We start from the raw sequence: 11,839 nt of genomic DNA on the forward strand, positions 1-11,839 counted from the left end.
GGGCCTCAAAACGTGCACACGTTCGCCGTTGTACGACACGATATCCGTCAGTTTTCGCATCTTGTACCCCTCCCTGTGCACACAGCGTGCACGAAAAAGAGACCACCCATGGCGTCCATCAACAAGTTGGCTTCCGGCAAGTGGCGTGTGCAGGTTCGCTGCAAGGGCCACTCCCTCAGCACCAGCTTCTCGCTCCGCAAGGACGCCGAGATGTGGGCGCGCCGAATTGAGCGAGAAATCGACCTGGGTCAGAAGCCTGCTCCCAAGCACAAGGACGGGATCAAAACGGTCTCCGACCTGATCGACCTGCATATCGCCGATATGACGGAAGTTGGCAAGTTGATCGGGCGTTCGAAGGCATTCAGCCTGGACCTGCTACGAGCCAGGCTCGGAAGGCTCAACATCGCGGATCTCAGTCGCGAACAGGTCATAAAGTTCGGCAAGGAACGAGCCGAGGAAGGCGCCGGACCTGTCACCGTTGAATAGACATCGGATACATCCGGACATTGCTGGTGCACGGCGCGGCTGTGCATGGACTGCCTTATTCAGCGGACCCGGTGGAACTTGGTCGTGTCGCCCTCGCCCGCTTGGGTCTTGTTGGCAAGGGCAACGAACGCGATCGGCGGCCGACACTTGGCGAGATAGAGGCCCTGATCAGGTACTTCAGAGAAAACAACTTCCAGATTATCCCCGTCGACAAGATCATCCGCTTTGCGATCGCCACCGCCATGCGGCTCGGGGAAATCTGCAACGCCACGTGGGAGGACCTGAACGACCGCAACAACACCCTGCTGATACGAGATCGCAAGGACCCACGCCACAAAAAGGGCAATCACATGCGTATCCCGCTCCTCGATGTGAGTGGTTACGACGCCCGCGCGATCCTCGAAGAGCAGCGTTTCTCCACTGAGGGAAAGGGACGCATCTTCCCCTACAATGGGAAGTCGGCCGGAACCGCTTCCGACGTGCCTGTCATGAACTTAAGGTCGAGGACCTGCACTTCCAAGACCTGCGTCACGAAGGCACAAGCCGCCTGTTTGAAGCTGGCTTCAGCATCGAGCAGGTCGCCATGGTCACCGGGCACAAGGATTGGAAGATGCTCCGCCGCTATACCCACTTGAGGCCGGAGCAACTTCATGTGATCGCGGCGAGGCTTCAACAGACACCGCCACATACGGAGTTGCGGAAGGCGCCGACCCTCTGCGCTGGCAATGAAATCAGGCGCTCATCGACCGGCAGGTACCGCGCCTCGACGCGGGTCTCATCGTTTCCCGGCAGGCCTTCGAAGAAGCGGCCGACAGGAACGTCGAGCGAGCTGGCGATCTCGTAGAGCATCGACGCGCTCACGCGGTTCCTCGCGTTCTCGTATTTCTGGAGCTGCTGGAAGCTGATGCCTATGGATCGGGCAAGTTGGGCCTGCGATACGTCCGACTGGACGCGGACGGTCGCAATCTGCCTGCCGACATGCTGATCGGCGGGATGAGGGTCACTGTCGATCTTTGGCTTCGGCTCCGTCCGAAAGAGCACGGAGCGTTGCGGTTTCAACAAGGCCTTTCGATGTTCCATTAGAGAGTCTGTCGCATACGCGCCGGTCTTAGCCCGGCCCGATTCGAAAGTATGGTCGCCATTAAATATACCTTATAGGGCGTAAAATAACCCTATAGGTGGCAAACAAAATCGGCCTGCCGATTGTCAACTCATGGTCAGTCCACGACAGATTCGAGCCGCAAGGGCTTTGCTTGGTTGGTCGCAGCAGGAGCTTGCTGACAAGGCAATTGTGTCGCTGAATGCGCTGACCAGGTTGGAAAACGGCAAGGTAGATTCCCGGATCAGCACTTTGCAGGCCATTGAGGCGGCTCTCACAAAAGCAGGTGTCGAATTCTTATCTGCTGGTCAAAAGGGTGAAGGTGTACGGCTCTTAGATCCTCTGGCTTGAATGTCCCATTGACGGAAATACCTGTTCTCGCAACTGTAATTGCCAAGTGGACCCTCTTGGGTGACGAGAGGCAAAGTCGTGGTATTGTCGGAATCAGCCATGATTCCGAGTTCCCTAAGCCTGGTTGTAGTCTGGCGGGGATGACCACCGACGCACGTCTCAACCAAGTCCATACGTGAGCCCCTGCCCTATGAACTTTGGCGGCAAAAAGCTTAGATGATTAATTTCATATCATGTGAGTCATAAGTGATCAACTCGAAACCAGATGATATGAAAGAAATTACGGGCGCCCAGATCAGAGCAGCGCGAGCCTTGATACGTTGGAGTGCCGAAGATTTGGCCGATACAGCTAGCGTGGGAGTGGCGACGGTTAGGCGCGCAGAAGCTGCGGATGGCGTGCCTCCGATCACCATAGCAAATCGAAACGCGATCCGTGGTGCCCTTGAAAAGGCGGGCATCGAGTTCATTCCTGAAAACGGCGGCGGCGCTGGCCTGCGCTTGGCGAGACGGCAATAGCGAACACGGAAGAGCGCTCACCCTATACTGGCGCCGACTTTGCCGCATTGCGCCAGGTGCCACCATGGTGGTTCAGGTAGGACGAGCTGCTGTTCCCAATTACGCAACCTTTTTGAGGCACATATCGTGAACATTGGTACAAGTTGACTTGTGTCCGGTGGCTTTCGGCACAAAGGCGTTTCAAGTTGTCGACAGTGCGTTCAGACTGCCTGATGCGTTCGCGTTGAGCGTCCTCTTCGGTGGCCATTTTGCCCCAAATTATAAGCCTGTCTGTTTTTCCCTGATTCTATCGGAATTGAACTTGTCCTTAGAGCTAAGCGTGCCCTCGCACGCGACGGGGTTGGCGCCCAGTGCGATAAAGCCGTGTCGCTGGTCGGCCACCTTGCGCGAACACGACCTTGTCGCGAACCTTTAAGGTAGGCAGAAGAAATACGCGCAGAACGGCGCACTCTTTCGTGCGGGGAGGCCGTTCTGAATTCCGCGGAGAATTCGTGAATGGCGAGGAGCTTCCTTTGATGGGCTTCCTCTGGCCCTCCCCTGTCACAACTTGTGCAAAAGAGCGCTCGCTCGACCGAACTCAATAGAGCGCCTTTTCCATAGCGTTCAATGAGGCCGGCAGGCTTTACCGTTGCATGGTGCGAACAGGATCTGCACCAGGCCCGCAGCACATGCCACTCGCGAAGATCGCCGAGCGCCACATCCAGGGCAGCGTGAACGCTGCCATCGATGATGGCCTGCAATGGGATCTTGACCTCGCCTGGTGTCAAGATTTTCTCCATCACATGCCGACTGTTGTAGTGGATCAGCAACATGCCCGGCCGGCGTCGGATGGCGGCCTGCCAGGCTGCCTGGCTCACGGTTGAATCGGGAGAACAGGAAATGGTTTCTGACAAAGCCTGCTCCTCGCGATCCCAGACGTCGATTCGAAAATTGTCTTCAGCTGTTTTCACCATAGCGTTGCCGGCCAGCGCGATTGACGCCGAGCCATGGTCCTTTGCTGCTCAAGATGCTGAAATAAGGAACATTTTCCTCTCTCGTCAAGGCCGTTGTTCTCATTTTGTTCTTGCTAGGCTGAGGCGATAACATCGTTGACAGACCCAGCCGCCCGAACGGTATGATTCAGGACCATCTTTGTGATTGAAAATCCCGCTTCAGCGTCGCTCGGAGAACGAACTCTACTCCCTACAAGCGACCATCGCCAAAACACGGCGCGCCCTAGTGGCTTCCCGGGAGCTCCTGAAAAAGATTGACGCGAGAATACCATACCCGGCCTTAGGGAATGGCCGGTGCAGGTTGGGCATGCTTGTGGGACTTCACCGCACCGGCCACTGCGGGAAGATATGAGGCCCCGCGGTGCTTAAGATATAGCCATATTAGCAAGCGATCAAAATATCTCGCAACGCCATCTTGAAGGCTCAACCGCCAAGTCAACTTAGTTCCGAGAGAATGGGCGGATTGGTGAACGCGATGTCGCACCCCGGTAGCAGTGCGCATCTTTGGGCTTTGGACCTTGCCGACCTGCGCAAGGAGTTTGGAAAGTTCTCTCAAGAGCACGGGACAACGCCTCTTGAGCGGGATGAGCACACCAAGCTGTTCCTTGATGAACGAAGGGAACGCCGCCCGGAGCCGGACGCTACCCAGCCGTAGGGAAATGGCTAGTTCTGCGCGTTTCACTACAGCGGCACACACTCCAAGAGTCGCGAGGATAAAGCCGCTTGGCTGAACTTTTGCGGTGCGCGACCTGTCCAACGCCGGTGAACTCCTCGACAACGCGGGCTGAGGTCAGTACAAAATAGCGGTCGGATTAAGGTCCGATTCTGAAATAGGACTCTTGCGCGCGCCCATGGCTACCGGAACTTCGAACAGCCGGCCCTTGGCGTATCGGGGCCAGATAGGGCGAAGCGCAGGTGCGAGGACGCGGACGACGGTTGGCGCATCGTCGCGGGACAAGCACACAACGAACAGGTCAACGGCCTTTGACCTGAGTTTGCCGAGAACGTCCTCCGGCCCGGCGTGCTCACGGCGATGGTCAAGCCGACCTGAGGGCGTCAAATGGCTGTTTCGTCGCAACGACGCGGCAGCAGCCCAAGCGACGAAATTCGGTGGGATGGCCTGCCTGGCGGCAGACATCGGCCGTGCGAAACTGGCGGAAAGCATGAACTGGCAGACCTCGCCCAGAGCACCCTCAATGGCCTGATGCAGATCCGGGCCAGCAGCGGAACCAAACCAGAATCCTTTGCCATCCTCGCCATATGCCAGCGCGGCGACAACCGGGATCTCAAGATCATTGGTTAGGTCAATCAAATGAAGCTTCCGATGAAGTGTCCGCAACCAGCTACGAAACAACCTCACCAACTCTTCCTGACTTTGCGGTATCGTGACTTCCGGCAATTTAAGGCGATTATACCACCATATGGACACCGCATCGCGTTCAACAAGCTCGAGAACGGCACGTAGCGTCGCCTCTTCTCTATTTAGGCCAGCGGCAAGCCCCGAACTGTCTGCCAAGCAAAATCCGAAATCGTAACAATTCGGGTATGAAAGCAGACAAGACGCTGCCGGCGCATATCCTCGATTTCCTGTTGAGACATGCTCGATCTCCAACCATGATATCGCTCGCCCAGTGTTGAAAGGCCAGGGTATCCATTGGTCTCGATCAGCGCTGGAGTTCCAAACCTCCGCATGGGCCAACTGTCGGGGCGAATACTTCAAAAGATCCCGAGGATCTATTGCCGAACCTTCCATCTCATCGAAGGTGGCCACCACGACCTGTTCGCGACCGGTATATACGGCACTGCTGCGCTCGATGCCTTCCATCACCGTCCGACTGAAGGCCTCGTCTGCGGTTCGGGCGCGCCCAGAAACCAGGCGTCGGCGGCCGGTGTGGTCCGGTGCCAATACGGCGGCGGCGACGTGAAAGGGACATTCCGTGGGCAGCGGCAGTACTGCAGGCGGGCTGGCGAACGTGATCAAAGGGAACCTCAGCGCCTTTCGCGACCTCATGTGGAGCTTCGCCTGCGATGTCCCGGGCAGGCCGACGCTGCATTCCAACTGGCTAATACGCCGATTTGTAGGTAGGATGACTTCTGCGGTGCAACATAATCAACAATTCGGGCTGACGTGCAAACGATAGTATCTGGCGAGGCCGCCTCGTCCGGTACGATCGTGGCCGAGACGCGGAAAAAACTCTTCATCCTGGCCGGTGACATGGTCGGATACAGCGAGTCCGTCTTCCGGAACCCCGAGACGGGCGTCCGTAATCTCGTCACGTCGCGCAACGCGTTTGTGAAGGCGCTGAAGGCAAATGGCGGACGGATAGTTTCGACTCCGGGTGACTTCGTCCTGGCAGCTTTCGAGTCTGCTTCGGACGCAGCGGTTGCTAGCATAGCAGCACAATCAGCGCTTCTCGAAAATAGGCTGCAAGATAGTCGCTGGCGGGTTGGAATTGCGTTCGGAGAGGTTTTTGAAATCGATGGCGACATCTATGGACATGCAGTCAACGTTGCGTCCCGCATTCAGGGAGTAGCGGCGCCCGGCCAGATACTTATGTCCGACGATGTCGTCCGGCGATTTCCTGATGGGTTTTCGGTCGTTACCGAAAGTATTGGCTCTAAGCGCCTGAAGAATATTAGCGAGAGCGTTCACGTATATTGTGTTGTAAGCTCTAAACCGGATGAATATCGCTCCGACTTTGTAGGGGACATTCAGCAATATAGAGAGAATATTGTAAAGCCGATTGTTGAAATTCAACCGTTTGAGCCGCAAGACGACTCGCAATCGGCGCGGTTCGTCGCGTCATCTCTGCAAGATGAGATTCATCTTGTCTTGGCGCGGCTCACCAATTCGATCTCGGTTCGAGACACGACCGCCGTGGCGCGAGGCAAGCCCCATTATGTCTTGCGATCGAGCATCAGCGCGCGCGGCCAGCATCTCCGGATCATGCCTCGGCTGATTTCGGTGTCTGACGGCGCGACCATCTGGGCCGAGCGATACGACTACGATCTTCGCGACAGCTTCGACGCCCAGGACCAGATTGCCTCGGAAGTCGTATCTGCTTTGCAATTGGCGCTGACCGACGGGGAACAGGCGCAGATTTGGAAGCGTGGAACACGCAGTGGTTTGGCGTGGGAGACCTTTCAGCGAGGTCATGACGAGGAGCGCCGATACACACGGGAGGGGCATCGGCGGGCGAAGGAATTCTATTCCAGTGCACTGGCCATGGATCCCACCTACCTGTGCGCCCTGGTAGCTTTCGGGTTCTGCTATCTCGACGAGGTGCGTCTGGGCTGGGCAGAGAACGACGAGAAAGCGATCCACGAGGCCGAACTTCTATACGAGCGTGCCTCGCGCATTGACGCCGGCCATTCGGACGTGCTGGCTCTGCTGGCATTCTTGCGATTTCTTCAACGGAAGCCTCAGGAGGCGCAGCGGGCCATGGATGATGCCGTCGCGGTCGCGGGTCACAGTCCAGAAATCGTAGGATACCAGGGCGCGCTCATGGATCTGCTCGGCAACTACCCTGCCGCCATTCGGGCCTATAATCGCGCGGCTTCGCTGAGCCACCATGTCTCGCCTTGGATATCGGCCAATCTTGCACTCTCCAATCTGGCGGTGGGGAGAGCCAAAGAGGCTGAACTGATTTGCCGCGAGGTGGTCGCATCGCATCCCGGTTACGTTAGAGCGTGGCTTGCTTTAACGGTCGCGTTGATGCGTCAGGACAAGGTCAGTGAAGCGCTTCGGGCGGCGAGCCGTGTGCTGGACCTGGACCCGAAATTCACGGTGACGGAGTGGTCGCACGGCAGGCCATTTGCGGATGAAGCCCTGCTGGCCGCGTTCGCGAGAGACATGGAGAAGGCTGGCCTTCCCAGTTAGAAGCCGGCCTCACAGGGTATCCGCGCTCATCGACCGCAGCCGAAGAGGGCTGCCGCGCTCATTCCGGCAACGAAATCCTGATTGCGTGCAAGGTAGTCCCTGAGTTGGTCACGCGTTGCAATGCCTGCCGGGGGCAGCGGCACGACTATCTTCACGACGGTCGGATCATCGATTATGGCCAGTGCGGGCCTGTCAAGGATGTCATTAAAGGCCGCAGTGAGTGAGTACTCGTCCATGGCTCCGATGGACCCGGAACTTTCCGGCAGCACTCGAAACCACTCCGCGATTATGGCCTGCGCGATTTCCGTCTGCTGCCGATTACGCTTTGCCCTCGCCCGTGCCATCAAATCCCCCTATCTGTAACCGGCAGACACCATGAGCCCGTCAAACGAGCACCCCGCTGAAATGTCCCCCAAGCCGCCGCTTGAGAAATCGGGGAAGGACGGTGAGACATTATTGCCACGCCCACCTTTTCAAATTACTCTATTGCGAATTGGCGACTTGGGCAATCGGCCCGGTGGGGGTTTGGCATGCGCTGCTTACCGACTCTGTTCGTCGCAAGCCTGATCCTTGCAAACGCGCCGCTTGCGAACGCGGGTGAGGAGTCATCTGGCGCGACCCCGTTGGAGCCTATTCCTGGCACCGTGATTTCCGAGATGCAGGCCAAGGCTGACAACACGTCAATCATATGGCTCAAACGCGGAAAGGATTACACTGAGGCTGACGTCAACCAGATAGCGCGAACAATTCTTGGGGAAGCCTTCATCGATCAAAACGGAGGCGAAAAGTATTTCTCCGATAACGTAGGCAATCTGCATTCGCTCAGCGCGCTCACACTTCCCGTATCAGCCGCGACCGCCCGCGCTCGGGTGGCTGAAGAGAAGATCCTCGAAGTAGGCGAGATCAGCTCAAATTCGCTGATTTTCGGCATGGGCTTCGAGTGCGGGGACGAAGACGATCAAAAAGCCATCTCCACTACGGAGTCTCTCCCTAGGAACATCAAGCGGGTCAACCCCAGTCCTGTGGATGCGAGCGCGCTGACGAAAACCGTTTGGATTGTCGACAGCGGCATCGGCCCTGGGTCAGATATCGCCAACGAATTGCAGATCGTCGAGCAGCGACTTTGCACGGGGAGTTGCGTTTCCGAAACGCCCGCCGATCCAATCGGACACGGAACCATGGTGGCCGGGATAATCGGCGCAAAAAAAGGAAACAATCTAGAACTGATTGGAGTGGCTCCGGGGATCAGGATACGCGCGCTGCGAATATTTACCGCATCATATCCGGTCGACCTGTTGAGCAATGCGCTTACGGCCCTTCAGTATGTCAAGACATACGCCGCCGCAGGCGATGTTGTGAACGTGAGCTTTGGAGCCTATTACAATCCGCTGTATGTACCTGGGGCAGCGTCTGGAACGACAGAGCCCAGTCCGGAATCGAAGGTTGAAGACCTTCTGCGGGACCTTGCGCAAAACAAGCAGCTTTTTATTTCGGTTGCTGCCGGAAATACGGACGTCATTGGCGGTTCGGGATACGTGCAGACCATCTCTCCCGCTCGTGCTGGCGGATACCGGTTTCCTTCCACGGGCACTCCGACTGGAGCAGTAATCACCGTTTCTGCGGTGAGGAAGACCGACGTGTTCTGGAACTTTTCCGCTTATGGAAACGGCAACATCGACATGACTAGTGGCATCCAGATAGGACCGCCTGATTTCGCTGCGCCCGGCGTAAAGATCCGATCGCTATGGCCGGGCAACGTCGCAAACCCGAATGGCCAGACAAACGTTTGCTCGGGAACCTCATTTGCAGCTGCACACGTTTCGGGCTTGCTGGTGTACGGAATTCCAAAGCCCGACAAGAGCGCCCTTTTCGATCCGTCTGCGCTTGTTCCTGGCAAGCTTCCGGGGAGCGACAAGCCGAGTGACTACAGCGTTGCCAGGCAAGATCCAATCGCTACGAAGCCCTAAGCTGTTGGTAACGGGACGCGTGTCGCCTCGGTCGCAGTGATGTGGACATAGCTGTTGCACAACGGGCAGAGTGCGGTCCGCACATTGTTTGGCGACATCGGATTATCCAAATTTTGCAAGCTCGACCGAACGCCGATGACGAATGAGCAGTCCTCGGCCCACGACACAGGTGCCTGGAGGGCAGCTCCAACGCGCAACCGGGGTCGCGAGCTGGCGAGTGCGGAAGCAACCGCCCCGAAATTGCTAACCGATATGGCTCCGAGACCCCGAAGAAACCGTGAGAATAAGTCGCGCCGACTGAGCATTGCCGGTCTCCGTCCGATGAGCCCATGCTAGGCCCGCTCCACACGTTTGTCGAGGGTGTTCCACAGCGCGAGGTGACCCTCGAATGTCCACTTCAGGGGTGCAGGACTGATTTTCCGAGGGCCGAACTCAACGCGACGCGTGGCGCAACCGCGACCTCCAGCCTGGTCACCGTCAACGTCCGCTTTCAGGCGTCGGCAGAGCTCACTTCAACGGCCGACATGGGGCGCAAAGCGGACTTTGCACATTGACCGCCTTAGACCCGGTATGGACGGACCACCTCTACTGAATCTATATGGCGGGACGGATGTTTTGGTTGACGCGGAAAAGGTTGGCAGGGTCGAACTTCCCCTTTAAGGCCGCGAGGCGCGGATAATTGTCGCCGTAGCTCGCCTGAATACGCTCATCGCCTTCATCATCCATCATGAAATTGGGATAGGCGCCGCCTAGGTCAAACGGATGAACAGCCTGCCAGTAGTCGGTGGCCCACTTCTTGAGGGCCGGCGCCATGCCCGGATCGGGATCTATCCCGGCGATCACCATGGACCAGGTCACATCGCGGGCGTTCCAGGCGCTGTCCGCTTTGCCCCGGCGATGCACCGCGCCATCGACCGGGTAAAGATGCATGCACGAACCCGGGCTTGCCTTGCTTGCATGTAGGAGATGGGCGTCGATGGCGACATCTGGCAGCTCTCGGACAAAATCGCCCTTCCAATACCATTGCAGCCCGGCCGGATAGAGCGCGTCGAACAAGGTCTGCAACGCCGTGTAGGGGATCGGGCCGGCCCAGTCGATCAGCGGCTTGGGGAGAGCCGCGCGGATGGCGTTGACGGCCACTTCGCCGCCCTCGCCGTTATGCGCGACAACGAGGACACACATCTGTTTGTTCCAGTGCTCCGGTGGGAAAGGAGCGCCGCCAGGGACCGATTGCAGTCCGAGGAAGATGTAGAAATCCTCCGGAGCTTTCGCCTGGAAATCCCGATACCAGCGCATCACCTCAGCGGCATCGCCAACATCGAAGATGATCGGTCCGCCATAGAGCATTTTCGCTGGGTGCGTGCGAAACAGGAAACTGGTCACTACACCGAAGTTTCCTCCGCCGCCGCGAAGCGCCCACAAGAGATCTGCATTCTCGGCTTCGCTGGCGGTCATGAAACTCCCGTCGGCCAACACCACATCGGCTTCGATGAGGTTGTCTACTGCCAGGCCATATTGCCGGCTGAGGTAGCCGTGGCCGCCGCTCAGTGTCAGGCCGGCGACCCCAGTGGTCGAAATGATCCCGAAGGGGACTGCCTGGCCGAAGGCGTGGGTAGCATGGTCAACTTCGCCAGTCGTGCAGCCGGGTCCGACCCGCACCGTGCGGTTCCTTGGATCGACTCGGACGCCTTTCATAGTCGAGAGGTCGATCACGAGGCCATCGTCGACGCTGCCGAACCCCGGTCCATTGTGACCACCCCCGCGGATTGCAATCGGAAGTCGCCTATCACGTCCGAAGTTCACTGCGGCCATGACGTCTCCGGCATCGGCGCACCGGGCAATAATCAGCGGCCGCTTGTCGATCATACCATTGTATAGCTTGCGGGCATCGTCATAGCCGACGTCGCCGACGCCGATGACTTGGCCCCGCAGACTCTGTGCAAATTCCGCAATTTGCGTCCTATCCATTCCAGCCTCCAAGGAAGGCCACCCGAGAGTTTCGAGCTTCACCCGCGGCGCTCAATTTCCCGACTTTTATCTTGCGCCGAAAGCCACGCGTGGTCCAACCGAAATTGATATCCCGCGCCTCCTTCGCGGACCGTTCTGGCCATCGAGGAGTTTTGGCCGGCTGCTCGTCTCGATCTCCCGATCTGAAAGGTGGTGCCGCCACGAGATTCGCGCTAGTTTGGATCGCGGTGCCGCATGAGAAAGCTCGATGCAAACAATTGAGGATTGGCTGAGCCACCTCGGTCTCGGCAAGTACCTGCAGGCGTTCCTCGAAAACGACGTCGACCTTCGAGCGCTTCCCCATATCACGGACGCCGATCTCCAGGAGCTTGGAGTCTCGCTCGGGCACCGGAAGATCATTCTGGCCGCGATCGATGGACTTGGACAGCCTCACCCCAACGGAGCTCGTCTTGCCTCGGTTCCAGTCGGTAGGCCGGAAGCTCAGACCACCGAAGTGCCGCAAGAACCAGCTGCCGACCGGCGGCTCCTCAGCGTGCTGTTCTGTGATCTGGTCGGCTCGACGGCGCTATCGGCGCAGCTC

Annotated in this window: 11 protein-coding genes and 2 pseudogenes; 9 read left to right on the forward strand and 4 right to left on the reverse strand. The window is 58.0% G+C overall.

All coding sequences use genetic code 11. The annotated features are described in order from the left end of the window. The first annotated feature begins 108 nt into the window (after positions 1-108). Genes ACYG9Y_RS11125 through ACYG9Y_RS11135 form a run of 3 tightly spaced genes read left to right on the forward strand, consistent with a single transcriptional unit; the run spans position 109 to position 1,330 of the window. Positions 109-486, forward strand: a complete 378-nt coding sequence (locus ACYG9Y_RS11125) for a hypothetical protein (protein ID WP_245260425.1) — start codon at positions 109-111, stop codon at positions 484-486. 26 nt (positions 487-512) lie between these two features. Continuing rightward, the gene (locus tag ACYG9Y_RS11130; protein ID WP_280790908.1) at positions 513-1,121 is read left to right on the forward strand and encodes a tyrosine-type recombinase/integrase; all 609 of its coding nucleotides are present in this window, start codon (positions 513-515) and stop codon (positions 1,119-1,121) included. After that, complete coding sequence (locus ACYG9Y_RS11135) at positions 1,010-1,330, forward strand: site-specific integrase (protein ID WP_280790907.1); 321 nt, start codon at positions 1,010-1,012, stop codon at positions 1,328-1,330. The genes ACYG9Y_RS11130 and ACYG9Y_RS11135 overlap by 112 nt, the downstream gene beginning before the upstream one ends. Here the strand turns inward: ACYG9Y_RS11135 and ACYG9Y_RS11140 are convergent. After that, positions 1,306-1,566 (reverse strand): annotated as a pseudogene (locus ACYG9Y_RS11140) (helix-turn-helix domain-containing protein); the annotation flags it as partial. The gene ACYG9Y_RS11135 and the pseudogene ACYG9Y_RS11140 sit on opposite strands and share 25 nt — an antisense overlap. A gap of 133 nt (positions 1,567-1,699) precedes the next feature. Here ACYG9Y_RS11140 and ACYG9Y_RS11145 point away from each other — a divergent pair. The 3 genes from ACYG9Y_RS11145 to ACYG9Y_RS11155 all read left to right on the forward strand — a co-directional run bounded on the left by ACYG9Y_RS11145 (position 1,700) and on the right by ACYG9Y_RS11155 (position 3,315). Next, positions 1,700-1,936, forward strand: a complete 237-nt coding sequence (locus tag ACYG9Y_RS11145; RefSeq protein ID WP_023738815.1) for a helix-turn-helix domain-containing protein — start codon at positions 1,700-1,702, stop codon at positions 1,934-1,936. A gap of 270 nt (positions 1,937-2,206) precedes the next feature. Then, entirely contained in the window at positions 2,207-2,452 is a 246-nt protein-coding gene (locus tag ACYG9Y_RS11150; protein ID WP_031253412.1) for a helix-turn-helix domain-containing protein, read from the forward strand. Positions 2,453-3,120: 668 nt separating this feature from the next. Continuing rightward, the gene (locus tag ACYG9Y_RS11155) at positions 3,121-3,315 is read left to right on the forward strand and encodes a hypothetical protein (RefSeq protein ID WP_023738814.1); all 195 of its coding nucleotides are present in this window, start codon (positions 3,121-3,123) and stop codon (positions 3,313-3,315) included. Between the two features lie 919 nt (positions 3,316-4,234). Here ACYG9Y_RS11155 and ACYG9Y_RS11160 read toward each other — a convergent pair. Beyond that, positions 4,235-5,425, reverse strand: coding sequence for a YcaO-like family protein (locus ACYG9Y_RS11160; RefSeq protein ID WP_198018634.1), 1,191 nt, complete (start codon positions 5,423-5,425; stop codon positions 4,235-4,237). Between the two features lie 192 nt (positions 5,426-5,617). Between ACYG9Y_RS11160 and ACYG9Y_RS11165 the strand changes: the two genes are divergently transcribed. Next, complete coding sequence (locus tag ACYG9Y_RS11165) at positions 5,618-7,324, forward strand: tetratricopeptide repeat protein (protein ID WP_156929788.1); 1,707 nt, start codon at positions 5,618-5,620, stop codon at positions 7,322-7,324. 26 nt (positions 7,325-7,350) lie between these two features. On the opposite strand, the gene ACYG9Y_RS11170 is transcribed toward ACYG9Y_RS11165, so the two are convergent. Continuing rightward, positions 7,351-7,668 (reverse strand): hypothetical protein, encoded by a 318-nt coding sequence (locus ACYG9Y_RS11170; RefSeq protein ID WP_023738810.1) that lies wholly within the window; start codon positions 7,666-7,668, stop codon positions 7,351-7,353. A 186-nt stretch (positions 7,669-7,854) separates the two neighbouring features. Here ACYG9Y_RS11170 and ACYG9Y_RS11175 point away from each other — a divergent pair, with 186 nt between their 5' ends. Next, entirely contained in the window at positions 7,855-9,291 is a 1,437-nt protein-coding gene (locus ACYG9Y_RS11175; RefSeq protein ID WP_023738809.1) for a S8 family peptidase, read from the forward strand. Between the two features lie 594 nt (positions 9,292-9,885). Here ACYG9Y_RS11175 and ACYG9Y_RS11180 read toward each other — a convergent pair. Continuing rightward, positions 9,886-11,259, reverse strand: coding sequence for an FAD-binding oxidoreductase (locus tag ACYG9Y_RS11180; RefSeq protein ID WP_023738807.1), 1,374 nt, complete (start codon positions 11,257-11,259; stop codon positions 9,886-9,888). A 247-nt stretch (positions 11,260-11,506) separates the two neighbouring features. Here ACYG9Y_RS11180 and ACYG9Y_RS11185 point away from each other — a divergent pair. Then, positions 11,507-11,620 (forward strand): annotated as a pseudogene (locus ACYG9Y_RS11185) (SAM domain-containing protein); the annotation flags it as partial. Positions 11,621-11,839: the final 219 nt, after the last annotated feature.

The sequence above is a fragment of the Mesorhizobium sp. W050 genome (genome assembly GCF_054719535.1).